The organism is Allobosea sp. LjRoot9 (genome assembly GCF_964252745.1).
Taxonomy (GTDB): domain Bacteria; phylum Pseudomonadota; class Alphaproteobacteria; order Rhizobiales; family Beijerinckiaceae; genus Allobosea.
Genome location: NZ_CAXUPC020000003.1, coordinates 420,622 through 447,057, shown reverse-complemented (window position 1 = coordinate 447,057; position 26,436 = coordinate 420,622). Strand labels below are relative to the sequence as shown.

Annotated in this window: 24 protein-coding genes; 20 read left to right on the top strand and 4 right to left on the bottom strand. The window is 66.7% G+C overall.

Translation table 11 applies throughout. The annotated features are described in order from the left end of the window. The first annotated feature begins 55 nt into the window (after positions 1 to 55). From ACSQ3P_RS16590 to ACSQ3P_RS16570, 5 genes are all read left to right on the top strand, one after another. The gene (locus tag ACSQ3P_RS16590) at positions 56 to 1,639 is read left to right on the top strand and encodes an ABC transporter substrate-binding protein (protein ID WP_436166757.1); all 1,584 of its coding nucleotides are present in this window, start codon (positions 56 to 58) and stop codon (positions 1,637 to 1,639) included. A 28-nt stretch (positions 1,640 to 1,667) separates the two neighbouring features. After that, a complete protein-coding gene (locus tag ACSQ3P_RS16585) occupies positions 1,668 to 3,062 on the top strand; it encodes an amidohydrolase family protein (RefSeq protein ID WP_436166629.1) in 1,395 nt (464 codons plus the stop codon). A 66-nt stretch (positions 3,063 to 3,128) separates the two neighbouring features. Beyond that, positions 3,129 to 4,415, top strand: a complete 1,287-nt coding sequence (locus ACSQ3P_RS16580) for a Zn-dependent hydrolase (protein ID WP_436166628.1) — start codon at positions 3,129 to 3,131, stop codon at positions 4,413 to 4,415. 339 nt (positions 4,416 to 4,754) lie between these two features. After that, on the top strand, positions 4,755 to 6,188 hold the full coding sequence (hydA, locus tag ACSQ3P_RS16575) for a dihydropyrimidinase (RefSeq protein ID WP_436166627.1): 1,434 nt from the start codon (positions 4,755 to 4,757) through the stop codon (positions 6,186 to 6,188). Continuing rightward, positions 6,185 to 6,862: a GntR family transcriptional regulator gene (locus tag ACSQ3P_RS16570; protein WP_436166626.1), complete on the top strand. Its 678-nt coding sequence runs from the start codon at positions 6,185 to 6,187 to the stop codon at positions 6,860 to 6,862. The genes hydA and ACSQ3P_RS16570 overlap by 4 nt, the downstream gene beginning before the upstream one ends. 45 nt (positions 6,863 to 6,907) lie before the next feature. On the opposite strand, the gene ACSQ3P_RS16565 is transcribed toward ACSQ3P_RS16570, so the two are convergent. From ACSQ3P_RS16565 to ACSQ3P_RS16550, 4 genes are all read right to left on the bottom strand, one after another. Next, positions 6,908 to 7,645 carry an amino acid ABC transporter ATP-binding protein gene (locus ACSQ3P_RS16565; RefSeq protein ID WP_436166625.1) on the bottom strand — a complete coding sequence of 246 codons (738 nt, stop codon included), beginning with the start codon at positions 7,643 to 7,645 and terminating at the stop codon, positions 6,908 to 6,910. Beyond that, positions 7,617 to 8,312, bottom strand: coding sequence for an amino acid ABC transporter permease (locus tag ACSQ3P_RS16560; protein ID WP_436166624.1), 696 nt, complete (start codon positions 8,310 to 8,312; stop codon positions 7,617 to 7,619). Before ACSQ3P_RS16560 ends, ACSQ3P_RS16565 begins: the two co-directional genes overlap by 29 nt. Continuing rightward, a complete protein-coding gene (locus ACSQ3P_RS16555; protein ID WP_436166623.1) occupies positions 8,312 to 8,986 on the bottom strand; it encodes an amino acid ABC transporter permease in 675 nt (224 codons plus the stop codon). The genes ACSQ3P_RS16560 and ACSQ3P_RS16555 overlap by 1 nt, the downstream gene beginning before the upstream one ends. Before the next feature lie 63 nt (positions 8,987 to 9,049). Then, positions 9,050 to 9,859 (bottom strand): transporter substrate-binding domain-containing protein, encoded by an 810-nt coding sequence (locus ACSQ3P_RS16550; RefSeq protein WP_436166622.1) that lies wholly within the window; start codon positions 9,857 to 9,859, stop codon positions 9,050 to 9,052. Between the two features lie 162 nt (positions 9,860 to 10,021). Between ACSQ3P_RS16550 and ACSQ3P_RS16545 the strand changes: the two genes are divergently transcribed. The 15 genes from ACSQ3P_RS16545 (at position 10,022) to ACSQ3P_RS16475 (ending at position 26,361) form a co-directional block, all read left to right on the top strand. Then, positions 10,022 to 10,294 carry a (2Fe-2S)-binding protein gene (locus ACSQ3P_RS16545; RefSeq protein WP_083269924.1) on the top strand — a complete coding sequence of 91 codons (273 nt, stop codon included), beginning with the start codon at positions 10,022 to 10,024 and terminating at the stop codon, positions 10,292 to 10,294. Further along, a complete protein-coding gene (locus ACSQ3P_RS16540) occupies positions 10,291 to 11,709 on the top strand; it encodes an FAD-dependent oxidoreductase (protein ID WP_436166621.1) in 1,419 nt (472 codons plus the stop codon). The genes ACSQ3P_RS16545 and ACSQ3P_RS16540 overlap by 4 nt, the downstream gene beginning before the upstream one ends. Next, positions 11,706 to 12,827 (top strand): NAD(P)/FAD-dependent oxidoreductase, encoded by a 1,122-nt coding sequence (locus ACSQ3P_RS16535; protein WP_436166620.1) that lies wholly within the window; start codon positions 11,706 to 11,708, stop codon positions 12,825 to 12,827. The genes ACSQ3P_RS16540 and ACSQ3P_RS16535 overlap by 4 nt, the downstream gene beginning before the upstream one ends. Further along, the gene (locus tag ACSQ3P_RS16530) at positions 12,824 to 13,834 is read left to right on the top strand and encodes a dihydrodipicolinate synthase family protein (protein ID WP_436166619.1); all 1,011 of its coding nucleotides are present in this window, start codon (positions 12,824 to 12,826) and stop codon (positions 13,832 to 13,834) included. The genes ACSQ3P_RS16535 and ACSQ3P_RS16530 overlap by 4 nt, the downstream gene beginning before the upstream one ends. Before the next feature lie 151 nt (positions 13,835 to 13,985). Continuing rightward, complete coding sequence (locus ACSQ3P_RS16525) at positions 13,986 to 14,831, top strand: helix-turn-helix transcriptional regulator (protein ID WP_436166618.1); 846 nt, start codon at positions 13,986 to 13,988, stop codon at positions 14,829 to 14,831. A gap of 136 nt (positions 14,832 to 14,967) precedes the next feature. Beyond that, positions 14,968 to 17,928: a xanthine dehydrogenase family protein molybdopterin-binding subunit gene (locus ACSQ3P_RS16520; protein WP_436166617.1), complete on the top strand. Its 2,961-nt coding sequence runs from the start codon at positions 14,968 to 14,970 to the stop codon at positions 17,926 to 17,928. Beyond that, on the top strand, positions 17,925 to 18,752 hold the full coding sequence (locus tag ACSQ3P_RS16515) for an FAD binding domain-containing protein (RefSeq protein WP_436166616.1): 828 nt from the start codon (positions 17,925 to 17,927) through the stop codon (positions 18,750 to 18,752). The genes ACSQ3P_RS16520 and ACSQ3P_RS16515 overlap by 4 nt, the downstream gene beginning before the upstream one ends. Continuing rightward, the gene (locus tag ACSQ3P_RS16510; RefSeq protein WP_436166615.1) at positions 18,740 to 19,264 is read left to right on the top strand and encodes a (2Fe-2S)-binding protein; all 525 of its coding nucleotides are present in this window, start codon (positions 18,740 to 18,742) and stop codon (positions 19,262 to 19,264) included. The genes ACSQ3P_RS16515 and ACSQ3P_RS16510 overlap by 13 nt, the downstream gene beginning before the upstream one ends. After that, positions 19,257 to 20,798 (top strand): AMP-binding protein, encoded by a 1,542-nt coding sequence (locus tag ACSQ3P_RS16505; RefSeq protein WP_436166614.1) that lies wholly within the window; start codon positions 19,257 to 19,259, stop codon positions 20,796 to 20,798. Before ACSQ3P_RS16510 ends, ACSQ3P_RS16505 begins: the two co-directional genes overlap by 8 nt. Positions 20,799 to 20,833: 35 nt before the next feature. Continuing rightward, positions 20,834 to 21,637: an enoyl-CoA hydratase/isomerase family protein gene (locus ACSQ3P_RS16500; protein WP_436166613.1), complete on the top strand. Its 804-nt coding sequence runs from the start codon at positions 20,834 to 20,836 to the stop codon at positions 21,635 to 21,637. 82 nt (positions 21,638 to 21,719) lie between these two features. Beyond that, positions 21,720 to 22,901, top strand: a complete 1,182-nt coding sequence (locus ACSQ3P_RS16495) for an ABC transporter substrate-binding protein (RefSeq protein WP_436166612.1) — start codon at positions 21,720 to 21,722, stop codon at positions 22,899 to 22,901. Positions 22,902 to 22,967: 66 nt separating this feature from the next. Continuing rightward, positions 22,968 to 23,858 carry a branched-chain amino acid ABC transporter permease gene (locus ACSQ3P_RS16490; RefSeq protein WP_436166611.1) on the top strand — a complete coding sequence of 297 codons (891 nt, stop codon included), beginning with the start codon at positions 22,968 to 22,970 and terminating at the stop codon, positions 23,856 to 23,858. Continuing rightward, a complete protein-coding gene (locus tag ACSQ3P_RS16485; RefSeq protein WP_436166610.1) occupies positions 23,851 to 24,906 on the top strand; it encodes a branched-chain amino acid ABC transporter permease in 1,056 nt (351 codons plus the stop codon). Before ACSQ3P_RS16490 ends, ACSQ3P_RS16485 begins: the two co-directional genes overlap by 8 nt. Beyond that, positions 24,903 to 25,643 carry an ABC transporter ATP-binding protein gene (locus tag ACSQ3P_RS16480; protein WP_436166609.1) on the top strand — a complete coding sequence of 247 codons (741 nt, stop codon included), beginning with the start codon at positions 24,903 to 24,905 and terminating at the stop codon, positions 25,641 to 25,643. Before ACSQ3P_RS16485 ends, ACSQ3P_RS16480 begins: the two co-directional genes overlap by 4 nt. 10 nt (positions 25,644 to 25,653) lie before the next feature. Then, positions 25,654 to 26,361, top strand: a complete 708-nt coding sequence (locus ACSQ3P_RS16475) for an ABC transporter ATP-binding protein (RefSeq protein WP_436166608.1) — start codon at positions 25,654 to 25,656, stop codon at positions 26,359 to 26,361. Positions 26,362 to 26,436 lie beyond the last annotated feature (75 nt).

Here is a 26,436-nt window from a genome sequence, read left to right as displayed (position 1 = left end):
CAGCGCGTTCGCTCGGACAAGGCTTGCGCCCATGCCGCCATGATTGATGAGACCCATAATGCTGAATCGTCGCCACTTCCTCGCAGGCACGGCCGCAACGGGCCTCGTCTCGCGCCCCGCTTTGGTGCGGGCTGCGTCAGCGACGACGCTGAAATTCATCCCGGTGATCGACCTCGCCTTCACCGACCCGATCTACGCGACCGCCCAGGTCTCCCGCACCCATGGCTTCATGGTGTTCGACACGCTCTACGGCATGAACACCAGGCTCGAGATCTCGCCGCAGATGGTCGAGGGGCATACGGTCGAGAATGACGGCAAGCTCTGGAACCTGACGCTGCGCGACGGCCTCGCCTGGCATGACGGCGAAAAGGTCACGGCGCGCGATTGCGTCGCCAGCATCAAGCGCTGGGCCAAGCGGGATGCTGCCGGTGACGCTCTGATGCAGGCGACGGACGAACTCTCCGCGCCCGACGACAGGACGATACGCTTCCGCCTCAAGGCGCCCTTCCCCTATCTGCCCTATGCGCTCGGCAAGGTTTCCGCGCCGGTCTGCTTCATGATGCCGGAGCGGCTCGCCAACACCGATCCGTTCAAGCTCATTCCCGAGGTGATCGGCTCGGGCCCCTTCCGCTACAAGGCCGATGAGCGGGTGCCCGGCGCCCGCAACGTCTATGAGCGCTTCGCCGGCTACAAGCCGCGCGAGGGCGGCACGCCGGACTGGACGTCGGGCCCCAAGATCGTGAATTTCGACCGCGTGGAATGGACGACCATGCCAGATGCCGCGACCGGCACCTCGGCCGTGCAGGCCGGCGAGCAGGACTGGCAGGAGGCGATGCCGCACGACCTGCTGCCCATCGTCGCCCGCAGCAAATCCGTCCGCACCGCCGTGCTCGATCCGCTCGGCTTCACCTGCCAGATGCGGGTCAACCATCTGCAGCCGCCCTTCGACAATCCGGCGATCCGCCGCGCTCTGCTCGGCGCGATCGACCAGGAGGCCTTCATGATCGCGGTGGCAGGCGACGATCCCGCCTTCCGCCACAGCCCGCTCGGCTACTTCACGCCGGGCACGCCGATGGGCAGCGAGGTCGGTCTCGATATCTTCCGCGGCCCGCGCGACTACGACAAGGTCAAGCGCGACCTCAAGGCGGCGGGCTATGCCGGGGAGAAGGTTGTGCTGCTGGTGCCGGCCGATTCGCTGGCGCAGAAGCCGCTCGGCGACATCGCAGCCGATGTGATGAAACAGGCCGGCATGAATGTCGAATACACCGCGCTTGATTTCGGCTCGGTGCTCAAGCGCCGCGTCAACAAGGGCCCGGCCGACCAGGGCGGCTGGAACGCTTTCGTGGGCAACTGGCAAGGCATGGACTGGCTCAACCCGCTGGTCCACTCGACCTTGCGCGGCGACAGCGCCTTCCCCGGCTGGGTCTCCAGTCCGAAGATCGAAGCGCTGCGCACGCAATGGCTCTCGACCGGCGACGATGCCGGGCAGAAGCGCATCTGCGACGAAATCCAGAAGACCGCCTTCGAGGAGGTGCCCTATTACCCGATCGGCCAGTACAAGCAGCCGACCCTCTTCCGCACCGACCTCAGCGGCATCATGAACGGCACCGCCGTGTTCTGGAATATGAAGCGGAGCTGACCGAGGCCGGCCTGATGGGATGCGCGCGATGAACCTGCTGATCACGGACACCACCGTCGTCACCTGCGACGACGAGCGGCGCATCATCGAGCGCGGCGCGATCGCCATCATCGGCGACCGCATCGCCGCGATCGGCGAGACGGCAGCGCTGGAGCAGGCCTATCCGGATTGCGAGCGCATCTCCGGGCGCGGGCTCGCCGTGCTGCCGGGCTTCATCAACGCCCATACCCACACCGTCCTGACCGCGCTGCGCGGCACGGTCGAGGATTGGGATGGCGAGATCATCTACCGCTACATGTCGCCGGTCTCCTATACGATGAGCGACCATGAGCGGGCGGTGATGGCCTCGCTCGGCTGCCTGGAGGCGATCCGCAGCGGAGCGACGACGCTGGTCGACCCGTTCCGGCATGTTCCCTCCTATGCCAGGGCGATGGCCGATACGGGCTTGAGGCTCTGGCTGTCGGAAAGCTGCGCCGATATCGACACGCGCAAGATCCGCTTCGGCGAATACGGCATCGACGAGGCCTTCGGACAGGGCTTCCTCGACCGAACGCAGATGCTGATCGAGGGTTGGAACGGCGCCCGCAACGGCCGCATCAACTGCCAGGTCGCGGCGCATGCCCCCGACAACTGCTCGCCCGCCATGCTGCGCAGGCTCAAGGACATGGCTGAGCATCACGGCCTCACACGCACCTGTCATCTGGCGCAGAGCCCGGGCGAGATCGCAGCCGTCAAGGCGGCGCATGGCCTGACGCCTGCCAGCTATCTCGACCGCGAGGGCTTCCTTGGCCCGGACCTGACCTGCGCCCACTGGACCTATTGCACGCCCGCCGACATCACGCTGCTTGCCGAGCGCGGCGTGCAGATGGCGCATAATCCCGCCAACTCCTCGCGCAAGGGCCCGCACACCGTCGCCATCGGCCTGATCCGCGACGCCGGCGTCAACATCGCGCTCGGCACCGACAACATGACCGAGGATCTGTTCCATGCCCTCAAGATCGGCCTGATCCTGCATCGCGGCGGGCGCGGCCGCGACACCGAAGGCGGCCTCGATCCCCAGCCGCAGGACATGCTCGACATGATCACGCGCAACGGCGCCCGCTCAGTCGGTGCGCAGGACCAGATCGGTTCGCTGGAAGCCGGCAAGAAGGCCGATCTCACCATCATCGACCTCAACCAGCCGGTGATGCGCCCCCTGATCCGCCTGGTCTCCAATCTCGTGCATTACGGCCATCCCGGCATCGTCCATTCCGTCATCGTCGACGGCGAGTTCGTGATGCGCGACCGCAAGGTGCTGACGCTCGACGAACAGGCCTTGCTCGACGAAGCCCAGGCCGTCACCCAGCGCGTCTGGGAGCGGATGATCGCCAACAATCCCGACATCGCGCCACCGCAAGGCGAATTGCGCTGGCTCGACGCGTGAGCGACACCCCTCACCGCCAAATACGATCAGGCCCGAACACGACCAGACCCAAGCCGGACAATGCCCATGAAGCCCATCTCTCCCGAAGCCATCAGGACAGCGATCGCGGCCCAGCGCCCGGTCGTCGAAAGCCTGTTCGACCGCCTGGCCGAAGGCAGCCGGGCTGAGCCCGGCATCATGCGCGACACCTATGGCGCGGGCGAGAATTTCGCGCATGAGCTCATCGCCCGCCATGGCGCGGATGAAGGGCTGCAGCTCCGTCGCGACGCCGCCGCCAACACCTATCTGACCTGGCCGGGCAGCGAGCAAGGCGCGCCGCGCATCCTGCTCGGCTCGCATCTCGACAGCGTGCCCCATGGCGGCAATTTCGACGGCGCGGCCGGCGTCGTGGCGGGGCTGACGGTCATCGCCGCCATGAAGGCGCTGGGACTGCGCCCGCGCTGCGACATCACCGTGATGGGCGTGCGGGCCGAGGAGAGCGTCTGGTTCGAGGTCTCCTATATCGGCAGCCGCTCGGCGCTGGGCACATTGCCCAACGGCGCCCTCGACGCGAAGCGGATCGACACCGGGCGCGATCTCGCCAGCCACATCGCCGCATGCGGTGGCGATGTCGAGGCGCTCCGGCAAGGCCGCAGGGAGCTCGATCCGGCAACGATCCGCGCCTTCCTCGAAGTCCATATCGAGCAGGCTCCAAGCCTGGTCGAGGCGGAGCTCCCGCTCGCCATCTGCAGCGGCATCCCCGGCAATTTCCGCTACCCCAACGCGCGCATCAATGGACGCCACGACCATGTCGGCACGCCGCGCCGCTTCCGCCGCGACGCCGCGATGGCCGGCGCGGAGCTGGCGATGGCGCTCGACCGGCTCTGGGCGGAGCAGGACGCCGCCGGCGTCCCGCTCGCCATCACCTTCGGCCGCTTCCACACCGACCCCAGCATGCATGGTTTGACCACGGTGCCAGGCGTCTTCGATTTCAGCCTCGATGTGCGCGCCTATGACCCGGCCGTGCTGTCGCATCTCGAGGAGCGCATGCTGGCGATCATCAGCGAGATCGAGGCCCGGCGTCATGTGAGCTTCGCCCTGGGCCCGCGCGCTTCCGCCAGCGTCGGCATGGTCGACCCCGCAATCGCAGCCCAGCTCCAGGCGGCGGCGCAGAGCCTGGGCCTGCCCGGTACGATGATGGGAAGCCCCGCCTCGCATGATGCGGCGGCTTTCGCGGCAGCAGGCGTCCCCGTCGGCATGATCTTCGTGCGCAACGAAAACGGCAGCCACAACCCGCATGAAGAGATGGAGATCGACGATTTCCTCGACGCCTGCGCCGTGCTGACGAGCTGGGTCGCGGACCAGGCCGCCTGAAGACAGGTGCGATCCCGGCCGCGCCGGGGCAGCCGCCTCATCCCAGGCTGTCGGCGACCCGCAGCCGGACAGATGCGGCACCAAGCGCCCGTTTGGAAACTCCGTGAGCCCTCATCCTGAGGAGCCCCATTCGGGTATCGCTCGTGGCGGGCGTCTGGGCTGCACCGAATAATCTGCTCGCCTGGTCATGTTCTCTGTAGGCTTCGCTGGCCGGATCTTGAGGCGCGTGCAATGCCCCCTTCCCGCCTGGTCAAAAGGTTGCAGACGACGATATGCAACCTTCCTTTTGCGCGCAGTTTGTATACAATTTCGCTCTCGGCAAGTGGGAATGAAACGAGCATGGCAAGTTACGACACCATCATCCGCGGCGGCACGGTGATCACAGCGGCGGACCGCATCATTTGCGACGTCGGCATTCGGGACGGACGGGTCGTGGCGTTGGGCGAAAGCCTCGGCGAGGCCAGGCAGGTGATCGACGCCACAGGCAAGCTCGTGCTGCCGGGCGGGATCGATGCGCATGTCCATATCGCGCAACCTTCCGGCGAAGGCATCGTGATGGCCGATGATTTCGAGAGCGGCACGCGCTCCGCGGCGCTGGGCGGCACCACCACCATCATGCCCTTCGCCTTGCAGGAGAAGGGCTGTTCCATGCGAGAGACGCTGAAGGCCTATCATGCCAAGGCCGATGGCGAATGCCATGTCGATGTCAGCTTCCACATGATCATCTCCGATCCGAGCGAGCAGCTTCTCGGCCAGGAGCTGCCGGCGCTGGTCGAGGATGGCTACACCTCGTTCAAGATCTTCATGACCTATGAGGGGCTTGCCCTGAACGATCGCCAGATTCTCGACGTCATGTCGGTCGCGCGCGAGACCGGCGCGCTCGTCATGGTCCATGCCGAGAATTACGACGCCATTCGCTTCATGACCGAGCAGCTCGAGCGTGGAGGGCGGATCGCGCCGAAATACCACGCGACGTCGCGCCCCATCGCGGTCGAGCGCGAGGCGACGCACCGCGCGATCTCGCTTGCCGAGCTCGTCGACGTGCCGGTGATGATCGTGCATGTCTCGAACCGCGAGGCGATGGAGCAGATCCGCTGGGCCAAGGACAAGGGCCTGACCGTGCTCGGCGAGACCTGCACACAGTATCTCGTCCTCACTGAGAAGGATCTCGACGGGCTCGGCATGGAGGGCGCGAAATATGTCTGCTCGCCGCCACCGCGCGATACGGCCAGCCAGGAAGCGTGCTGGGAGGGCCTGCGCAACGGCGCTTTCACGATCTTCTCCTCCGATCACTGCCCGTTTCGCTATGACGATCCGCAAGGCAAGCTCGTGCCCAAGGGCAAGACGAGCTTCCGCTGGGTGCCGAACGGCATTCCGGGCGTCGGCGCGCGGTTGCCGATCCTGTTTTCAGAAGGTGTCTCGAAGGGGCGGATCGATCTCGAGACCTTCGTCGCGGTCACCGCGGCCAATCCTGCAAAGACCTATGGGCTCTATCCCCGCAAGGGTACGATCGCGGTCGGCGCCGATGCCGATATCGCGATCTGGGATCCCGGGAAGCGCGTCACGCTGACCCATGATCTGATCCAGGATGGCGCCGATTATACGCCCTATGAAGGACGCGAGATCATCGGCTGGCCGGTTCTCACCATGGTCCGTGGCCGCGTCGTGGTCGAGGACGGCGCTCTCATCGGCCGGAAGGGGCATGGCATTCACCTGTCACGCGCACGCTCACCCTATGCGAAGCGCGGTTTCGAGGGCCGGGCCCAATCATGAATGACGTCGATCAAGCGGAAGCCGGGGAGACGGAAATCGTCCGGGCCGGCGGCTTCAATTTGTCGAACCTCGCCTACAACGCGATTTCGGAGATGATCCGCCGACGCCATCTGCGCGGCGGCGAGATGATCGTTGAGGCGCGCCTGGCCGACAGCCTCGGCATCTCGCGCACCCCCTTGCGCGAGGCTTTGCAGCGTCTGGAAGGCGAAGGGCTCGTCATCAAGGGAACCGGGCGCTCCTATCTGGTGCGCAATGTCGATCTCGGCGAATATCTGCAGAGCCTGAAATGCCGGGAGTTTCTCGAGCCGGAGGCGGCGTCGCTGGCGGCCGGCCGGATTCCGGCGGGCGAGATGGTCAAGGTCAAGCTGGAGATCAATCAGCTCCGGACGACAGTGCCCTATCATACCGATGCGCATTGGGCGTCCGATGATAATCTGCACGAGCTGTTCGCCCGCCACTGCGGCAATGATGTGCTCGCCGAGCTGATCCGGAAGCTCCGGGTCACGACGCGGCTGTTCGAGATCGCGCGCCTGGCCGATCGGCTCGAACCGGATTCGACCGAGCATCTCGCGATTGTCGAGGCGCTGGAGCATGACGATCACAAGGCGGCGCGCCGGGCGGTGCAGAACCATATCCGCAGCCTCGGCAAGTCGGCGCTCGACAACGTGCGCTGAGAGTCTGCGCCCGCGCCGAACGCGAGCAAGGGGGCGGCCGGTGGCTCAGTGGCGCAGGATCTTCGAGACAAAATCGCGCGTGCGCTGATGTTGCGGCGCGTCGAATATCTGCGCAGGCGAGCCGGTCTCGACGACGCGACCATCGGCCATGAAGACGACCTTCGAGGCGACTTCGCGGATGAAGGCCATTTCATGGGAGACGATCAGCATGGTCATGCCCTCCCGCGCCAGCACCCGGATCGTGTCCAGGACCTCCGAGACCAGCTCCGGATCGAGCGCCGCCGTGACCTCGTCGAGAAGTAGGATCTCCGGTTTCAGCGCCAGCGCACGGGCGATGGCGACGCGCTGCTGCTGGCCGCCCGACAATTCGTCGGGATAGCGCGTAAGCTTGTCGCCCAGGCCGACCTTGGCCAGCAAGGCCCTGGCCTCCGCCTCGACCTCGGCGCGCGGCCGCTTCTTGATCTTCACCGGTGCGATGGTGACGTTCTCCAGAACCGTCATGTTCTGGAAGAGGTTGTATTGCTGGAACACGATGGCGATGCGGTCGCGGAGGCGGCGCAGCGCCGCCTGGTCGGCATGGTTCACCGGCTCGTCGTCGAGTTTGACGGTGCCGCCCGACGGCGGCAACAGCCCCATCAGCACGCGCAGGATCGTGCTCTTGCCGGAGCCTGACGGCCCGATCAGCCCGATGATGTCGCCCCGGCCGACCGTCAGATCGATACCGGAGAGCACGGGCAATTTGCCGTAATGGGCGTCAAGCCCCGCGATGTCGAGGTGATGCAAGTCTGGCCTCCAGCCTGGCGCCGAACCGCGCCAGCGGATAGGAAATTGCGAAATAGACGATGAGGATCGCGCCGAAGCTGAGCGCGGCCGAAAAGCCTTTGTTGTTGAGGACCTTGCCGACGAAGGTGAGCTCCACCACGCCGATCTGCGAGGCCAGCGCCGTGTCCTTGATGAACATCACGAAGAAGCCGAAGGCGGGCGGCAGGATGAGGCGCCAGGCCTGCGGCAGCGCCACATAGCGGATGGTTTCGGTCAGGCTGAAATTCATCGCCGCCGCCGCCTCCCATTGATTGCGATGGACCGCATTCAGGCCGCCGCGAACGATCTCGCCCAGGAAAGCGCCGGCGATCAATGTCACGGTCACAGCCGCGACAACGAAGAGCGGCACATCGGCTCCGGTCGCCTGGAAGGCAAAGAAGCACAGCATCAGCGTGACCAGGAAGGGCACGCGTCGGAACAGCTCGATGAAGCCGATGGCAAGCAGGCGCAACGGCAGCAGAGCCGGGCCATGGGTCAGGCGCGTCACGGCCAAAGCGAGCCCGAGCAACGAGCCGACGACACAGCCGAGCGCCGAGAGGGCAAGCGTCGTCAAGGCCGCCTTGGCGATGAAGACGAGGTTGTAATAGGTCGCGAAGCGCGGCCACTCCTCGATGATCTGCGACAGCATCAGATCAGCCCCGTACGAGCCCGGAAGACATAGCGGCCGATGGCGGCAAGCAGCACGGAAGCCGCAAGCGTCAGCGCGACATAAAACAGCGCAGTGACCGAGAAGATCTCGATCGACCGGAACGTCTGTGAGTTGATGTTGAAGGCCTGGCCGGTCAATTCCTCGACGCCGAAGACGGCTGCCATCGAGGTGCCCAGCGTCATGATGATGAAGTGGTTCGACAGCGGCGGAAACAAGACACGCGCCATATGCGGCAGGATCACATAGCGGATTTGCTGGAGCCTGGAGAAACCGAGCACCTCGGCTGCCTCCATCTCGGAGACGCGCCGGCTCTCGAAGCCCGCACGCTGGATTTCGGTGAGATAGGCTCCGGCATTCAGCGTCATGCCGATGAGCACGGCCGCGAAGGAGGACAGCAGCACGCCCATGTCAGGCAGCGCGAAATAGAGGAAGTAGATCTGCACGAGCTGCGGGGTGTTGGTGAAGAACACGACATAGACGCTGACGATGCGGGCGAGCCAGCGCGGCCCGAAGGATTTCACCGCCGCGCAGGCCGTCCCGATGGCGAGCCCGCCGCAGAAGGAAAGGACCGCGATCTGCAACGCGATCCACGCCCCGTCGAACAGGCGCGGAAGGTAGGGCCAGATCTGGCCGTATTGCAGCGTGTAGCTCATTGGGCCCCGAATGGCTGATCCGGCCGGGACGCAGGGTCCCGGCCGGACAGGCCTTGTCCGCGATCAGAAATAAGGCGTGGCGCCGACGGGCTTGATCATGTCCATGCCGAACCACTTCTTCCAGATCTCGTCGGTCTTGCCGCGACGGTGCAATTCGAAGATCGCCACGTTGAGCCAGTCCTTCAGGCCGGTCGAAGCCTTGGAGACGCCAAGTCCGCAATAATAGATGTCGATCGGCGTCTCGACGACCTTCCACTCGACCTTGTGCTTGGCCATGTGCTCGCCCATGAAATCGATCACGTCGATCATGGCCGTGCCGCGCCCCTGCGCCAGAGCGCGCACCGCGTCAGGGTAGTTGTCGAGCAGGGTGACCTTGGCGTTCTTGAGGTTGTCCTCGATGAACTTGACCGGCGTCGAACCGCGCACCTGCACGAAGGTGACGGACGGCTCGTTGAACTGCTTCCAGTCGGTGAAGGGCTTGTCCTTGGTGGTCAGGACGCCAAGCACCTCGGTGTGAACCGGAACGGTGAAGTCGATGACCTTCGCGCGCTCGGGATTGCGCGTCATCGCTCCCATCACGAAGTCGATCTTGCCGGACACCACGAAGGGGATGCGGTCCGGCGAGCCGGTCTGAACCACTTCGAGCTTCACGCCGAGCGTCTTGGCGATCTCGGTGGCGAAATCGACGTCGAAGCCGACGATCTCGTTCTTGTCGTCGAACTTGCCGAGCGGCGGCAAGGTCGGGTTCACGCCGACGCGGATCGTGCCCGATTTGATGATCTCGTCCAGCGTCCGTGCCGCGACCGAAGCCGGGGCGGCCAGGCCCGTCAAGCCGATGGCGACAGCGCCGGCGGCGAGCAACTTCTTCAACATGCTTGCATTCTCCCGAAGAGCCGTTGCGCGATGGCAGGATTTAGCGCCGCCGCCATTGCATGAACGGTAGACAGTTTGTATACATTCATGCGATCTGTAAAGTCGCAAATGGCGTCACGACCTGCTCGATCCGCAGGCAGGCGAGGATGGGTTCGCGCGGTGATGAAGCGTCTTGTGCAGGACGAGCGGCCACTCGTCGCGATCATGGTCGATGGCGACAGCATCTCGGCGCGCGCAGGCGATCCGCTCGCCACGGCGCTTGCCCTGGCCGGGCGCCTGCGGTTGCGCGCGAGCCCCACTGGGGCTCCGCGAGGCGCCTTCTGCCATATGGGCGTTTGCCAGGAATGTGTGCTCCACGTCGATGGCGCCCTGCGGCAAGCCTGCCTGACGCCCGTGCGCGCCGGCATGGCGGTCGAGCTGAGGGGCGTGCCGTGACGCATGACCTGATCGTGCTCGGAGCCGGTCCGGCCGGCGCCAATGCCGCGATAGTGGCATCGCAGGCCGGGCTGAAGGTGGCCCTGCTGGACGAGCAGGACGGTGCCGGCGGACAGGTTTGGCGCCAGCCGCTGCCTGGCCTCGCGGGCCTGCCCGTCTCGGCGGAGGCGCGAAGCGGCGACGCCCTGAGGGCCCAGATCTCTGCCTCGAAGGTGGATCTGCGCCTCAGTCGCCGCATCTGGTCGGTCGGTGGAAGCTTTCGCGTCGATGCACTCGGTCCACAGGGCAACGAGACCGTCGAGGCGCCAGGCCTGATCGCTGCGACAGGCGCGCATGAGCGCGTCGTGCCATTTCCGGGCTGGACCTTGCCGGGTGTCATCGGCCTTGCCGCCGCGACCGTGCTGATCAAATCGCAGGGCGTGACACCGGGGCGGAAGGTTGTCGTCGCCGGTTGCGGACCGCTTCTCGTCACTGTTGCGGCCGGTATCCTCAAGCTCGGCGGTGAGGTGGCGGGAATCGTCGATCTCGCCGGCCGCCGCGATTGGCTCGCGGCCCTGCCGTCATTGGCGACGCAACCAGAATTGCTCGGGCGCGGCCTTGGCTGGGCGGTGAAGATCGGCGCCGCGCGCGTTCCAGTCCATTTCGGCCACGCCATCAGGCAGGCGCAGGGGCGGCATGTGCTGGAGCGCATCGTGATTGCGCCTGTCGGTCGTGACGGGGCTTATGCGAGCGGACCGGACATCACGCTCGAAACCGACGCGCTCTGCATCGGCCACGGGCTCGTTCCGGGCGCCGAGGTCACCAAGCTCCTGCGCGCCGAACATCGCTTCGATCGCCTGCGTGGTGGTTTCGTCCCGGTGCTCGATGCCTATGGCCGGACCACGGTCGAGCGCCTTTTTGCCTGTGGCGACGGCGCTGGCCTGCGCGGCGCCATCATCGCCGAGCAGGCCGGGCGTTTGGCGGGTCTCACCGCTGCCCATGATGCCGGCGCTGTGCCTGCCGACCGGTTTGCGCAAATCGCAGATCCGATCCTGGCCGCGATCGCGCGTGCCCGCCCCTTCTCCGACGCGATGGCCGGCATCATGGCGCTTCGTCCGGCGCAGGTCGCGGCGATCGCGCCGGAAACGGTGGTCTGCCGTTGCGAGGATGTGACGCGCGGCGAGATCGATGCGGCGCATGAGGCGGGCGCGCATGAGCTGAATCAGCTCAAGCATTTCACGCGCTGCGGCATGGGCCCGTGCCAGGGCCGTATGTGCGGCGACGTCGCCGCCGAATTGCTGGCGAGCAAGGTCGGTTCGCGCGAGCAGGCCGGCTACTGGACCGGACGACCGCCGCTGCGCCCCGTGCCGTTCGACGCCCTGATGGGAGCGTTCGACTATTCCGACATCCCCATTCCGGAGCCCGCCCCCCTGTGATCCACGATCTCGCCGTTGTCGGGGGAGGAGTGCATGGTGCGACCGTCGCGTTGTTCGCGGCGCGCGGCGGCATGGATGTGACCCTGCTCGAGCGCGGCGCCCTCTGCCGCGAGGCGTCCGGCGTCAATGCCGGCACGCTGACGATGCAGATGACGCGGGTCGCGCTGATTCCCTATGCGCTGCGCGCCCATGCGATGTGGGCCTCGACCCGGCAATGGCTCGGGCATGAGGTCGGGGTCGTCATCTGCGACGGGCTCTCGCTTGCCTTCACCGAGCGGGAGGAGGAGCTTTTGACCTATCGCGCCGGCAAGCGGCGCGAAGCGGGAGCGCCGATCGAGCTGATCACGGGCGCGCAGGCCAGCGCGGTCGAGCCCGGCGTCTCCGACAAGGTGCGGCTGGCCGGCTACTGCCGCGTCGATGGCTTCGCCAACGCCTATCTGACCGGGCTCGCCTATCGCCGCGCGCTTCTCGACGAAGGCGTCGCTCTGCGCGAATACACGCCCGTCGCCGGTGTCGAGCGCGAGGCTGGCAGCTTCGCCCTGCAGACGCCAACTGGACTCGTGCGCGCGCGTCGCATCGTCCTTGCGGGCGGTGTCTGGCTCGAACCCATGCTGGCCTGGCTTGGCGTGCATCTGCCGATCAAGACGCTGGTGAACCAGCTCGCGGTCAGCGAGCGTGTCGCTCCTGTCATGCGCACCGTCGTCGGCATCGCCAACGGCCTGCTTTCGCTGAAGCAATACCCGCACGGCACCGTCGTGATCGGCGGCGGTTGGCAGGGCCTGGGTGATCGCGAGCGAGGCGGCGTCGAGCTTTTACCCGACCGGCTCATCGGCAATGTCCGCCTGGCCTGCCACGCCATTCCGGCGCTGCGGAGCGCAAGGCTGGCGCGCGCCTGGGCCGGGCTCGAGGCCGAGACGAAAGATGCGCTGCCCGCCGTCGGCCCGGTTCCCGGCGTCGACGGCGCCTATGTCTGCGGCAGCGTCCACTCCGGCTATACGAGCGGCCCCTATATCGCGCGCCTGCTTGCCGACCATTTGCTCGGGCGCGAACCCGAACTTCCGCTCTTTCCGATCGATCGCCTGCTTTCGCCGGGCGACGCCCCGCGAGGCCATGCATGACCACGTCTTTTTCAGAAACCAAGTCCTTTTCCGAACGCCTGCGCGGCATCCATGCGGCGACGATCGTGCCGATGAAGCCGGACTTCTCGATCGACGAGGCGGCCTTGACGCAGCATATTGCGTCCGTCACTGCCGTTCCCGGCATCAATGGGTTGCTGGTCAACGGCCATGCCGGCGAGAATTTCGTGCTGTCGCTGGCCGAGAAGCGCCGTGTCGTCGAGATCGCACGCGCACATTGCCCGCGTGAGTACCTCATCGTCTCCGGCGTGAACCACGAATCCAGCCTGGAGGCTGCGCGCGAAGCGGCCGTGCTGGAGGGGGCCGGCGCCGACGGGCTGCTGGTGTTTCCTCCCAATAGCTGGGCGCTCGGGCATGCCGATGCCTGCGTGATCGAGCATCATGAGCGCGTGCGCGACGCCACGAGCGCGCCGCTGATGCTTTACGGTGCGCCGGTCAGCGCAGGTGCCATGGCCTATTCGCCGGCCGTGCTGGGGCGCCTGGTGACGGATCCGCGCTTCCTGGCCATCAAGGAGGGAAGCTGGGAAGTCGCGGCCTATGAGGAAAATCTGCGGCTGATCCAGAAGCTTCGCCCCGATTTCAGCGTGCTGGGCTCGGGTGACGAGCATCTGCTGACGAGCTACATCATCGGCAGCGCCGGCAGCCAGGTCAGTCTGGCTGCGGTGGTGCCGGAACTCGTGGTTGCGCTCTGGAACGCGGCCGAGGCCGGCGATTGGACGCGGGCGCGGGCGGTGCATGAAAAGCTCTATCCGCTCTCCGTCGCCGTCTATCGCGATGCGCCGGGCGGACGCGCGACCGCACGCCTCAAAGCCTGCCTGAAGCTGCTGGGACGCCTTCCGAACGATGTGTTGCGGCCGCCACAGCTATCGGCAACGGCGGACGAATTGCGCACGCTCGCGGCGGCCCTCCAGACCGCCGGCTACGAGATTCGGCCCATTGGCGTGGACGCCGTTGCGGGAGCAGCACTGGGAAGGCGAGCCAGCCGATGAGCCAGCCGAGCGACGCTTCATGACTGCGGCCACAGCATGATCTCGAAACGCAGACCGACGCAGGAACGATGCTTGCAGCGCCGGTAAGGCGACCGCTACTGTATGAGGACGGGGATCAAGAGCTGGAAATCAGCCGGAGTGAGGAAACGGCATGTCGGATGCCTTGCGCATTGCGCATGGAGCCTTCGGGCGGGTGGCGTTGCTCGACATGGACCGAAGTCTGGTCCGGCACGCGCATCCCCATTGTCATGTCCTGCTCAAGGTCGATGGCGACGATACCCAGTTCCTCGTCGGCGACCATGTCGCGCCGCTGACCGATGATCTCGCGGTACTGGTCAATGCCTGGGAGAGCCACGCCTATATTCACGACTCGCGCCGCAAGAACGCGCTGATCCTCGCGCTGTATATCGAGCCGGATTGGCTGCGCAGCTTCAGGCCGAACTGGGCGGCGAGCGGCGCTCCGGGGTTCTTCGAGCATTCGGCCGGAGAGGTCACGGCGCATATCCGCCAGACCGCGCTCGACCTTGCCGCCGAGATGGTTCACGAGCCCGGCGCCTCGCGCCAGCAGGAGGCCCTGCTGTCGGAACTGATGATCGCGGTGATCGAGCGTTTCACGCCCTGGCGCACGGTTGGAGCCTCGCTGCGCGAGATCGCGCGCGCCAATGCGATCGACTGGCGCGTCGGCAAGGCGATTTCGCTGATGCGTAGCGATCCGGCCGCTCCTCTGAGCATCGACAGGCTGGCGAAGGAGGCAGGTCTTTCGCGAGCGCATTTCTTTCGCATCTTCGAGGATTCGACCGGCGTGACGCCGCATGTCTTCCTGAATGTCGTCAAGGTCGAGATGGCGGTCGGTGCGATCGTCGAGGGCGAGGAGACCTTCTCGGCGATTTCGGACCGGCTCGGCTTCAGCGTGCCCGCCCATTTCACCCGCTTCTTCCGCGATCACTGCAGCGTCGCGCCGAGCGCCTTCAGGCAGGTGGCGCGGCTGGGCCGGTAGGAAGCCTTCCGCCGCCGCATCATTTTGAGACTTTTCGGTAAGTCGCGAGACCCTGCGGGATCGCGCCACGACCGCTGATCGCCGAGCCTCCCGCCCCAGACGCCCATCAAGAGCGCGTCGTCGGGAGCAGGCGTCGGTGCGGCCAGAGACCATCTCATGGACGGGACAATCGGTGGAGCGCGTCGAGGACGCGGCCCTGCTGACCGGCCGCGGCCGTTTCATCGACGATCTCGGCGTCAGGCCCGGCACGCTCCATGCCGCCATCCTGCGTTCGCCCCATGCCCATGCCGATATCCTTTCCATCGACAGCGCCGTCGCCGCCGCCATGCCCGGCATCGCCGCGATCGTCACCGGCCGTGACCTCGCGAGGCTGACGACGCCGATGGTCGCAGGCCTCAAGGTCGCGGTCGAGAACTGGCCGATGGCCGTCGAGCGCGTGCGCTATGTCGGTGAGCCGGTCGCGATCGTCGTCGCGCAGGATCGGTATCTCGCCGAGGACGCCCTGGACGCAATCGAGATCGAATACGCACCGCGCGCCTGCGTCGTCGATCCGCTGGCGAGCCTCGGGGCAGATGCGCCGATCCTCCACGACAAGGCCGGAGCCAACCTCGTCAGCGACCGTCGCTTTCGCTATGGCGAGCCGGAGGCCGCTTTCGAGGAAGCTGCGCACCGCGTCGAAGTTTCGATCGCCTATCCGCGCAATACCGGCTCGCCGATGGAAACCTTCGGCGTCGTCGCCGACTACGATCCTCATGAGGACGCCTACGAGATCCTCGCCAATTTCCAGGGTCCGTTCAGCATCCATGCGGTGATGGCGCGCTGCCTGAAGGTCCCGGGCAACCGGCTGCGCTTGCGCATGCCGCCGGATTCGGGCGGCAGCTTCGGCGTCAAGCAGGGCGTGGCACCCTATGCGGTGCTGATCAGCGTCGCCGCGCGGTTGGCTGGGGCCCCGGTCAAATGGATCGAGGATCGGCTCGAGCATCTGAGCGCCGCCGTGGCGGCGACGAACCGCGTCACGACGCTGAAGGCGGCCGTCACCAGCCAGGGCCGCATCACGGCGCTGGACTGGGACCAGGTCGAGGATTGTGGCGCCTATCCGCGCGCGCCCGAGCCCGCCACGCTCTACCGCATGCACGGCAACATGACCGGCGCTTACGACATTGCGAGTCTCGCCATCCGCAACCGCGTCGTGCTGACCAACAAGGCCCCAACCGGCCTCGTGCGCGGCTTCGGCGGCCCGCAAGTCTATTATGCGCTGGAGCGGTTGATGCAGCGCATCGCCGTGGAGCTCGGGCTCGATCCGCTGGCCGTGATCCGCGCCAACCTCATTCAGCGCCGGCAGTTTCCCTACCGCACGGCCTCGGGCGCGCTCTATGATTCCGGCGACTATGTGAAGGCAATCGACCTCGCCGTGGCAGACGGCCGGCTCGCCGAGTTGGAGAGGCGCCGCAATGAGGCCCGCGCCGCCGGCAGGCGCTACGGCATCGGCTTTGCGGCCACCGTCGAGCCCAGCGTCTCCAATATGGGCTACATCACCACGGTTCTCACCGCAGCCGAGCGGCAGAAGGCCGGCCCTAAGAACGGCGCGCAGGCGACGGCGACCGTGTCGCTCGATCCCGTCGGCTCGGTCAGCGTCCATGTCGCCTCGGTGCCGCAGGGACAGGGCCATCGCACGGTGCTGGCGCAGGTCGTGGCCGATGTCTTCGGCCTGCCGCGCCAGGCGATCAGCGTCGTCGTCGATCTCGATACCGGCAAGGACGCCTGGTCGATCGCATCGGGCAATTATTCGAGCCGCTTTGCCGCAGCCGTGGCCGGCACAGCGCATCTGGCTGCCACCCGCCTGCGCGACAAGCTGGCCGCGATCGCCGCGAGCCAGCTCGGAGTCGCACCCGCGCAGATCGGGTTTGCGGGTGGCGCCGTCTTCGCGACGGGCGACGCGACCAAGACACTGCCCTTCGGCCGCGTCGCTGCTCTCTCGCACTGGTCGCCGGCGCTGCTGCCCGACGGAGTCGATCAGGCGATCCGGGAGACCGCCTTCTGGACGCCGCCGGAACTCTCCGCGCCCACGGAGGATGACCAGGTCAACTCCTCGCTCTGCCACGGCTTCATCTTCGACATGGCGGGCGTCGAGGTCGATGTCGATACCGGCAAGGTTCGCATCGACCGCTATGTCACCATGCATGATTGCGGGCGCGTGCTGCATCCCGGCATGGTCGAGGGGCAGATCAGGGGCGGCTTCGCGCAGGCCCTCGGCGCGGCCTTCCACGAGGAACTCGCCTATGCCGACGATGGCGCTTTCCTGACCGGCACCTTCGCCGACTACCTGCTGCCGACAGCGACCGAGACGCCCGATATCGCGATCCTACATATCGAGACGCCATCGCCCTTCACGCCGCTCGGCGCCAAGGGCGTCGGCGAAGGCAACTGCATGTCGACGCCGGTCTGCCTCGCCAATGCCGTGGCCGACGCAGTCGGGGTCGCGGAACTCAATTTGCCGCTGACGCCGGCTCGGGTCGCAGCGCTCGTCGCCGCCCCGGAACCGGCGAGACCAGCATCGGATCGCGGCCGGGCAGCCGAGCTGGGCGCGGCCAAGCCGGGCGACCGCACGCTGCGCGGGGAAGGACAGGCCAAGGTCGCGGCCAGGCCCGAAGCGATCTGGGCGATGCTGCTCGACGCGGACCAATTGGCATCGATCATCCCCGGCTGCCATGGCGTCAGGAAGCTGTCGGAGACGCATTTCAAGGCCGATGTGACGCTCGGCGTCGGCCCGGTGAAGGGCCGCTACAAGGCCGAGATCAGGCTCTCGGACCTTGATGAGCCAAAGGCCGCGACGCTGACCGGCTCGGTCTCCGGCGCGCTCGGCACCGGCGGCGGGTCCGGCCGCGTGATCCTGTCGGCTGGCGAAGGCGGGCTGACCGTCATCTCCTATAGCTACGAGGCCGCCGTGGGCGGCAAGGTCGCGGCCATCGGCGGACGCCTGCTCGACGGCGCGGCCAAGGCCATCATCGGGCAGTTCTTCGCGGCGCTTGCGCGCAAGGCCGCCCCTGCAGGCGCCAGGACCGGCTTCTTCTCCCGCTTGTTGGGGAGGCGCGGATGAAGCCCGCGGCTTTCGACTATATCCGTGCCAGCGACCTGTCCGAGGCCCTGGACGCGCTCGCCCGGCATGGCTCGGATGCCCGCATCATCGCCGGCGGCCAATCGCTGCTGCCGATGCTCAATATGCGGCTGGCCAAGCCCGCCGTGCTGATCGACGTGATGGGCATCCCTGGGCTCGACGAGGTTCGGCGCGAGGGCGATGCCATCATCGTGCCCGCCGGCGTGCGGCAGGCCGCACTGATGCGCCGGCCCGACCTCAGTACCGAACAGCCGCTGCTGGCGGCCGCGCTGCCCTGGCTCGGCCACTACCAGACACGGGCGCGCGGCACCGTCTGCGGCTCGGCCGCTCATGCCGATCCAAGCGCCGAGATTCCGCTCTGCCTCGTGGCTCTCGACGGCGAGATCAGGCTGCGATCGCGCAGGAAGAGCCGAACCGTGAAAGCGGGCGATTTCTTTGCCGGCATGATGGTGACCGACAAGGGCGACGACGAGTTGATCGAAGCGGTCGTCTTCCCGGCCGCCCGCCCCGGAACCGGCCATGCCTTCAGGGAGGTCGCGCGCCGCCACGGCGATTTCGCCATCGTCGGCTGTGCCGCGGTGGTGACGGCGGATGCGATTCACCTCGCCGTCGCAGGCGTTGCCGACAAGCCGGAGCGCCGCAGCTTTCCTTTGCTGGACGGGTCTGCCCTGTCGGACGCGCTCAACGCCTTCGCCTGGGATCTCGACGCACGCGACGATTTCCATGCGACCGCGCGGCTGCGCCGCGACCTCGTACGCTTGCTCGGCCGCGAGACGATCGCGGAGGCACTGTCATGTCGCGCCTGAGCGCCACGACGCGCCACCGCGTCGCCTTCACGCTGAACGGCAGGCCGGTGTCGCTGGAGGCCGAGCCGCGTCTGCTGGCGACCGACGCGCTGCGGCATAGGCTGGGCGCCACCGGAACCCATGTCGGCTGCGAGCACGGCGTCTGCGGGGCCTGCACCATCCAGATCGACGGCGCACCCGCGCGTGCCTGCCTGACGCTCGCGGTGCAGCTCGAAGGCCATGATGTCAGGACGGTGGAAGGTCTGAGCCCCGCTGCCGACAGGCTGTCGGTGATGCAGGCCGCCTTCCGCCGCCACCACGCTTTGCAATGCGGCTTCTGTACCGCCGGCATCCTGATCTCGCTCGATGCTTTCCTGCGCGAGCAGCCTCACCCGACCGAGGAACAGCTGCGCGAGGTCGTTGGCGGACATCTCTGCCGCTGCACCGGCTACACGCCGATCATCCGGGCCGCGCTCGAAGCCGCCGCCCAGTTGCGCGATGCGCCATCCCTCCCGGAACCTGCCCATGTTTGATCTCGGCACCAGCTTCATGGCCAGCGTCGCGCGCGACCCCGATGCGCTCGCGATCGTCGATGCCGATGTCCGGTTGAGCTATGCGCAATGGCTTGCGCGGATCTCGTCGCTGGTCGCGGCCTTCGACGGCATGGGCCTGAAGCCCGGCGAGCATCTCGTCACCGTACTTCAGAACCGCTGGGAGGCTGCGACCCTGCACTGGGCCTGCCAGTTCGCGGGCCTGACCATCGTACCGATCAACTGGCGCGCCAAAGCCGACGAGATCGATTTCGTCATCGAGAATTGCGGCGCCCGTGCGATCGCGTTCGAGGCGGTCGCCGGGCCGGCGATCCGCGAGAGCCGGCTCGCCTCATCCATCCCGCGCATCACTGTGGGTGCCGATGCGGGCCAGGCCGAGCTGACCTTCGCCGAGATGGTGGCGGAGCCTGCTGCCACAATCGTTCCGCGCGTTGCCGCCGACGCCTGGTCGCTGATGCTCTATACCTCCGGGACCACGGCCAAGCCCAAAGGCGTGCCGCGCCGGCACCGCGCCGAGCGCATGGCGGGCCTCGCCCATGTCGCCCAGAATCTTTATGCAAACGGCGAGCGCACGCTCGGCGTCATGCCGCTCTATCACACCATGGGCGTGCGCTCGCTCATCGCCATGTCGCTGATCGGCGGCGTCTTCGTCTGCCAGCCGCGCTTCGATGTCGGCCAGGCGCTGGCGCTGATCGAGACGGAGGCTATCACCAACCTCTACCTCGTGCCGACGCTTTACCACGACGTCGTCCACCATCCGCGCTTCGCACAGACTGACGTGACCAGCGTGCGAAAGCTCGGCTTCGCCGGCGCGCCGATGACCGACGGACTGCTCCGCAAGCTCACCGAGGCCTTTTCCCCGGAGCTCTTCGTCAATCACTACGGCTCGTCGGAAATCTACACCTTCACGATCAACCAGAAGGCCGCCGACAAGCCGGGCTGCGCCGGCAGGGCCGGGCTGAACCAGCTCATCCGCGTGGTCAAGCTCGGTGCGAGATCGGCCAATGAAAGCGCCGTCGCCGGCGAAGAGGGCGAGATCGTCGCGCTGGCGGCAAGCGACGAGGCCTTCGAGGGCTACTGGAAGCGCCCCGAGGCCGATGCCAAGTCCCTGCGCGACGGTTGGTATTTCACCGGCGACACCGGCTATTTCGACGGCGATGGCGACCTTTACGTCTCAGGCCGCGTCGATGACATGATCATCACCGGCGGCGAGAACGTCTCCCCGGTCGAGATCGAAAGCTGCCTCTCGCTGCATCCGGGCGTGTCCGAGGTCGCCGTCGTCGGCCTGCCCGACGAACGCTGGGGCAAGATCGTCGTCGCCTTCGTCCAGCGCGCGGGCCCGGTCAGCGCCGATGAACTCGACCAGCATTGCAAGACAGCCGGGCTCGCCAATTTCAAGCGCCCGCGCCGCTTCGAATTCGTCAAGGCCATCCCGAAATCGCCCGTCGGCAAGCTGCTGCGCCGCGAACTGGTAGCCGGCGCGTACGAACGCGATCAGCCCGCCACCGCCGGATGACCGTCTCCCTTCACAACGAGCGAAAGACCGATCCTATGAACGCCCCGACCCCGCTTCATCCCGCATTGGCCGATCTGGACGGCTTCAGTGTCGAGATCGATGCCGCCCGCGAGCGCGCCGACATCATCCTCGGCCGCCCGCCGATGAACGTCATCTCGATGCCGCAGCGCGACCAGTTGCGGAAGGTGTTCGAGGCGTTGGACGAGGATGAGCGCGTCCGCGTCATCGTGCTGCGCGCCATCGGCGAGAACTTCTCTTCCGGCGGCTATATCAAGGGCTTCCTCGAAGCCTCCCCGGAGCATGTCTCCAAGCTCGCCTGGAACATCGCCGCCCCCGCGCGCTGCACCAAGCCGGTGATCGTCGCCAATCGCGGCTACGCCTTCGGCGTCGGCTTCGAGATCTCGCTCGCCTGCGATTTCCGCATCGTCTCGGAGACCTGCCAATACGCATTGCCCGAGCAGAAGCTTGGCCAGATTCCAGGCTCCGGCGGCTCCGCCCGGCTCCAGAAGATGGTCGGCATCACCCGGACCAAGGACATCGTGATGCGCTCGAAGCGCATCTCCGGGCGGCAGGCCTATGACTGGGGGGTCGCCACCGAATGCGTGCCCGACGCCGAGTTGGAAGCGGCGACCGACCGGCTGGTCGATGAATTGCGCGGCTTCTCGCCGATCGCCCAGCGCACCGCCAAGAAGCTGCTCAACGACACCGAGGATTCGACGCTCGCCATCGCGATCGAACTGGAGGGGCACTGCTACAGCCGCCTGCGCCAGTCCGACGATTTTCGAGAGGGCGTCGAGGCCTTCCACGCCAAGCGCGCCCCGAAATTCAGCGGGCGTTGAGCTCATCCGCGCGGCGAAGGACACGCCGCGCGGTCGCCTGAAGCTGTCCAACCAGAACAAGCCAAGCAAGAGGGAAACGACCATGAAGACCGCAGCCATCACGACATTCGCCGCCGGCCTGCTTGCCGCCACAGCCCTGAGCGGCGGCGCATTCGCCCAGTCGGGCCCGATCAAGATCGGCGTCGTCACGCCGCTCTCGGGCACCTACACGCCGATCGGCCAGCAGGTCCGCTGGGGGCTCGAACTCGCAGCCAGGGAAATCAATGCGGCCGGCGGCATCGCCGGGCGCCAGGTCAATCTGCTGTTCGAGGACGAGGAGGCAAATCCGTCCGTCGCCGTGCAGAAGGCTGAGAAACTGTTCCAGGTCGAAAAGGTCGACTTCCTGACCGGCACCGTCAATTCCGGCTCGACGCTCGCCGTCGCCCAGCTCGCCGAGCGCAATGCCAAGCTGGCGGCGACGACGGTCTCCTTCGCCGACTCGATCACGACAGACAAATGCTCGCCCAACATGTTCCGGGTGAACGCGCGTGCCGAGCAGCAATCGGTCGCGCTCGCGGCCTGGCTTGCCAAGGAGAAGCCCAAGGCCAAGGTCTACTATCTCGGGCCCGATTACGAGATGGGCCGCTCTACCGTCGCCGCGTTCAAGAGCAGCGCCGAGAAGACCGGCTCGGCGACCGGTGGCGAGGTCTTCGCACCGCTCGATTCCAAGGATTACACGCAGTATTTCGGCCAGATTCGCGCGACCCGCCCGCAGGTGCTTTACACCTCCGTCGCCGGCAACGACACGGTGCGCCTGCTGACGCAATTGCAGGATTTCGGACTGCTTACAGGCCTGACCGTCGTCGGTGCGTCCGGCACCGTGACCTCGCAGAACATCACCGCGATCGGCGCCGCCGCTGAAGGCTTCGCCACCGGCGTCGGCTATTCCCCGCAGATCGACAGCCCCGCGAACAAGACCTTCGTCGCGGCCTTCCGCGCGGCCAACAAGACCGATCCCGATCTCTACGGCGCCGACAGCTACGGCCTTCTCTTCGCCTACAAGGCGGCCGTCGAGAAGACGGGCTCGACCGAGACCGACAAGGTGCGCGAGGCCTTGCGCGGCCTGAGCTGGCAGACCCCACAGGGCACCAAGACGATCCGCGCCGGCGACCACCAGGCCATGCAGCCGATGTATGTGGTGCGCGTGACCAAGGGCAAGTTCGACATCATCGACAACGTCTCCTCGGAAAACGCCATCGGCCCCGACGCCTGCACGCGCTTCTGAGCGCCACCAACGGCCCCCTCCCCTGCGGGAGGGGGCTTCGCGTCGCGTCCTGCATCGAGGCCCGCCATGACCCCCATCGATTATCTCCAATTCGTCCTTGCCCCGCAGGTCGTGAACGGGCTCGCGCTCGGGGTTGCGGTGGTGCTGGTGGCGCTGGGGCTGACCATCATCTTCGGCATGCTCGACGTCATCAATATGAGCCATGGCGAGTTCTATGCGATCGGCGCCTATGCGGCGTTGGCGCTCGGCGCGGCCGGCATCGGCTTCTGGTTCCTGCTGGTGCTGGTGCCGGTCCTGATGGTTCCCCTCGGCATGGCCGCGGAACGGCTGCTGATCCGGCCGGTCTTCGACACCAAGGACCGCCACGTCACCACGCTGCTCGTGACCTTCGGCCTTGGCCTCATCGTCGAGGACGTGCTGAAGATCGTCTTCGGCGCCAACACCCAGCGCCCGCCGACCCCCATCCCCGGCGCGACCGAGATCCTCGGCATCATCCTGCCGAACTACCGGATCTTCCTCATTCTGGTCGGCGCGGCGATCGTGCTCGGCGTGGCCTTTGTCGTCTACAAGACGCGGCTGGGCGCGATGGTCCGCGCCGCCGCCTTCGACCGCAACATGGCGGCTTCGCTCGGGGTGCCGGTCTCGCTGGTCTATGCCGGCACCTTTGCCTTCGGCGTCAGCCTTGCCGGGCTCGCCGGCGTGCTGCTCGCACCGATCTATTCGGTGTTTCCGACCATGGGACGCGACTTCATTCTGCTCGCCTTCACGGTCGTCATCGTCGGCGGCATGGGCTCGATCTGGGGCGCGGTCGTCGCAGGCCTCCTGCTGACCCAGGTCCAGGCGCTGGCGAGCCTCGTGATCTCGCCGGTCTGGACCGACCCGATCGTCTTCGGGACCATGGTCGCCTTCCTGGTTTTCCGCCCGCAGGGCCTGTTCGGGAGGCTCGGCCATGCATGACCGGCTGACGCAATCCATGCGCGCGAGCCATCTGCTCGCGCTGCTCTTCGTCCTCGCCGCGCTTGGCCTTGCAGCCATCGGCGCCGCGACTGGCGACACCTTCTATCTCCGGCTCGGCACGGAAGCGCTGATCTTCGCCGGGCTTGCGCTGTCGGTCGATCTGCTGCTCGGCTATTCCGGCGCGCTCTCGCTCGGCCAGGCACTGTATTTCGGCATCGGAGCCTATGTCTCGGCCCTGACTCTGATGAAGCTGCCGTCCTTCTGGCTCGCCATGGCTGCAGCTTTCCTGGCGACGCTGATCGCCTCCGTCATCGGCGGGCTGATCGCCAACCGGGTGCGCGGCGTCTATTTCGCGCTGATCACCTTCGGCCTGGCGCAGGTCATGGCTAAGGTCGTCTACAACACCCGCGAACTGGGCGCCTCCGACGGCATGATCGGCATCCCGGTGATCGAGATCGGGCTGGGGCCGTTCTCCGTCTCGGCGGGCAGTCCCGTCGGATTTTTCCTGATCGTGCTTGCCGTGATCATGGCGCTCTACGCGCTGACCGCCTATCTGCTCGACACGCCCTTCGGCCGCGTCCTCACCGCGCTGAAGGCAAATGAGAAGCGCGTGCCGTTCCTCGGTTACTCGGTCTGGCGCGCGCGCATGGCGGCCTATGTGCTGGCTGGCGTGATCGCGGGGCTGTCGGGTGCGCTGTATCCGATGCTGCGCGGCTTCGTCTCGCCGGAGCTGATGTTCTTCGCGACCTCCGGCAATGCGGTGATCTCGGTGGTGCTCGGCGGCGTCGGCACGCTGATCGGGGCGATCTACGGCTCGGTCCTGCTCGTCATCCTCAAATCGATCATCGGCAGCTGGACCGAGCACCACCTCATCGTCATCGGCCTGCTCTTCATGCTGTGCGTGATGTTCCTGCCCAAGGGGCTGGTGGGCGTTGTGCGGCCCACCCTTGAATCCCGGCTCTCGCGCCGGCGCCCTGCCCCCGTTGCGATGGCAGATCCTGCGGACCTGCCCGCGATCATCGCCGAAACCGCGAGGACCTCCCCATGAAGCCGGTTCTCGATATCCGCGATCTCGGCATCTCCTTCGGCGGCCTCAAGGCCGTCGATCAGGTCAGTTTCCAGGCGCAGCGCCACAAGATCACGACCGTGATCGGGCCCAACGGCGCCGGCAAGTCGACACTGTTCAACCTGATCAGCGGAGCGCTCAAACCCCATCATGGCCAGGTCCTGATCGACGGCGTCGACATGACAGGTGCTGCGCCCGAGCGCACCAAGGCAGCCGGGCTTTCGCGCTCCTTCCAGATCACCAGCCTGTTTCCGGAACTCACCGTCGCAGAGAACCTCAGGCTGGCGGCGCAGGTGCTGGAGCCGACCGGGCGCGCCTTTCTGCCTGTCGGCCGCTCGACGCGGGCGCTGGCCAAGACCGGCCAGATGCTGGAGCGCTTCCAGCTCGCCCATAAGCGCGACGATCTGGCCGGAAACCTCTCTCATGGCGACCAGCGCCGGCTCGAGATCGCGGTCTGCCTCGCCTCGGAACCGAAGATTTTGCTGCTCGACGAGCCGACGCAGGGCATGAGCCATGGCGACACGGCCGAGACGGCCAGGCTCGTCCGCAGCCTGACCGACGACGTCACCATACTTCTGATCGAGCACGATATCGGCCTCGTCATGGACCTGTCGGACCATGTCGTGGTCATGCATCAGGGCCGCAAGCTGGCCGAAGGCCCACCCGATCTGGTGCGGGCCGATCCTGCCGTCCAGGCCGCCTATTTCGGACATGCGTGAGGAACCGGCCATGCTCGCCATCAGCGGACTGCACAGCCATTACGGCCGTAGCCACATCATCCAGGGCGTCGATATCTCGGCAGGCCCGGGCGAGGTCATCGGCATCTTCGGCCGCAACGGCGTCGGCAAGACGACGCTGCTCAAGACCATCGCGGGCTGGGTGCGCCCCAGCGAAGGCGCGATCACGCTCGACGGCACGACGCTGACCGGCCTGACGCCCGACCGTATCTGCCATGCCGGCGTCGGCTTCGTGCCGGAAGACCGGCGCATCTTTCCCGGATTGACCGTGGAGGAAAATCTCTCGCTCGGCCTGCTCCAGGTCAAGGGCCGCTCATCGAAGGATGAGAAGCGGACGATCGAGGGCATCTATGACCGCTTTCACCGGCTGGGCGAACGTCGCCACCAGCTCGGTACGACCCTGTCGGGCGGCGAGCAGCAGATGCTGGCGATGGCCCGGGTCATGGTCGGCAAGCCGCGCCTCGTCCTGATCGACGAGCCGAGCGAGGGCCTCGCCCCGATGATCGTCGCCGAGATATTCGCGATCGTGCGCGAACTGCGCGACCAGGGCGCGATCATCCTGCTGGTCGAGCAGAACGTGCATGAAGCACTGTCTGTCGCCGACCGGTTCCACGTCGTCGAGCGCGGCCAGATCGTCTTCAGCGGCGAGGCCGAGTCCCAACCGGATCGCGAGCAACTGCTGCGGCTCATCGCTGTCTAGTTGCGATGCGCCGGGCGGACGAATTGCGCACGCTCGCGGCGGCACTCGATACCGCCGGCTATCGGGCTAAAGGAA

What these genes read in the sequence shown, in the direction of transcription:
- ACSQ3P_RS16585 (WP_436166629.1), top strand. Translation starts at nt 1,668, where the DNA reads ATGAACCTGCTGATCACGGACACCACCGTCGTCACCTGCGACGACGAG.
- ACSQ3P_RS16580 (WP_436166628.1), top strand. Translation starts at nt 3,129, where the DNA reads ATGAAGCCCATCTCTCCCGAAGCCATCAGGACAGCGATCGCGGCCCAG.
- hydA (WP_436166627.1), top strand. Translation starts at nt 4,755, where the DNA reads ATGGCAAGTTACGACACCATCATCCGCGGCGGCACGGTGATCACAGCG.
- ACSQ3P_RS16570 (WP_436166626.1), top strand. Translation starts at nt 6,185, where the DNA reads ATGAATGACGTCGATCAAGCGGAAGCCGGGGAGACGGAAATCGTCCGG.
- ACSQ3P_RS16560 (WP_436166624.1), bottom strand. Translation starts at nt 8,312, where the DNA reads ATGCTGTCGCAGATCATCGAGGAGTGGCCGCGCTTCGCGACCTATTAC.
- ACSQ3P_RS16555 (WP_436166623.1), bottom strand. Translation starts at nt 8,986, where the DNA reads ATGAGCTACACGCTGCAATACGGCCAGATCTGGCCCTACCTTCCGCGC.
- ACSQ3P_RS16550 (WP_436166622.1), bottom strand. Translation starts at nt 9,859, where the DNA reads ATGTTGAAGAAGTTGCTCGCCGCCGGCGCTGTCGCCATCGGCTTGACG.
- ACSQ3P_RS16545 (WP_083269924.1), top strand. Translation starts at nt 10,022, where the DNA reads ATGAAGCGTCTTGTGCAGGACGAGCGGCCACTCGTCGCGATCATGGTC.
- ACSQ3P_RS16530 (WP_436166619.1), top strand. Translation starts at nt 12,824, where the DNA reads ATGACCACGTCTTTTTCAGAAACCAAGTCCTTTTCCGAACGCCTGCGC.
- ACSQ3P_RS16525 (WP_436166618.1), top strand. Translation starts at nt 13,986, where the DNA reads ATGTCGGATGCCTTGCGCATTGCGCATGGAGCCTTCGGGCGGGTGGCG.
- ACSQ3P_RS16515 (WP_436166616.1), top strand. Translation starts at nt 17,925, where the DNA reads ATGAAGCCCGCGGCTTTCGACTATATCCGTGCCAGCGACCTGTCCGAG.
- ACSQ3P_RS16510 (WP_436166615.1), top strand. Translation starts at nt 18,740, where the DNA reads ATGTCGCGCCTGAGCGCCACGACGCGCCACCGCGTCGCCTTCACGCTG.
- ACSQ3P_RS16505 (WP_436166614.1), top strand. Translation starts at nt 19,257, where the DNA reads ATGTTTGATCTCGGCACCAGCTTCATGGCCAGCGTCGCGCGCGACCCC.
- ACSQ3P_RS16500 (WP_436166613.1), top strand. Translation starts at nt 20,834, where the DNA reads ATGAACGCCCCGACCCCGCTTCATCCCGCATTGGCCGATCTGGACGGC.
- ACSQ3P_RS16495 (WP_436166612.1), top strand. Translation starts at nt 21,720, where the DNA reads ATGAAGACCGCAGCCATCACGACATTCGCCGCCGGCCTGCTTGCCGCC.
- ACSQ3P_RS16490 (WP_436166611.1), top strand. Translation starts at nt 22,968, where the DNA reads ATGACCCCCATCGATTATCTCCAATTCGTCCTTGCCCCGCAGGTCGTG.
- ACSQ3P_RS16485 (WP_436166610.1), top strand. Translation starts at nt 23,851, where the DNA reads ATGCATGACCGGCTGACGCAATCCATGCGCGCGAGCCATCTGCTCGCG.
- ACSQ3P_RS16480 (WP_436166609.1), top strand. Translation starts at nt 24,903, where the DNA reads ATGAAGCCGGTTCTCGATATCCGCGATCTCGGCATCTCCTTCGGCGGC.
- ACSQ3P_RS16475 (WP_436166608.1), top strand. Translation starts at nt 25,654, where the DNA reads ATGCTCGCCATCAGCGGACTGCACAGCCATTACGGCCGTAGCCACATC.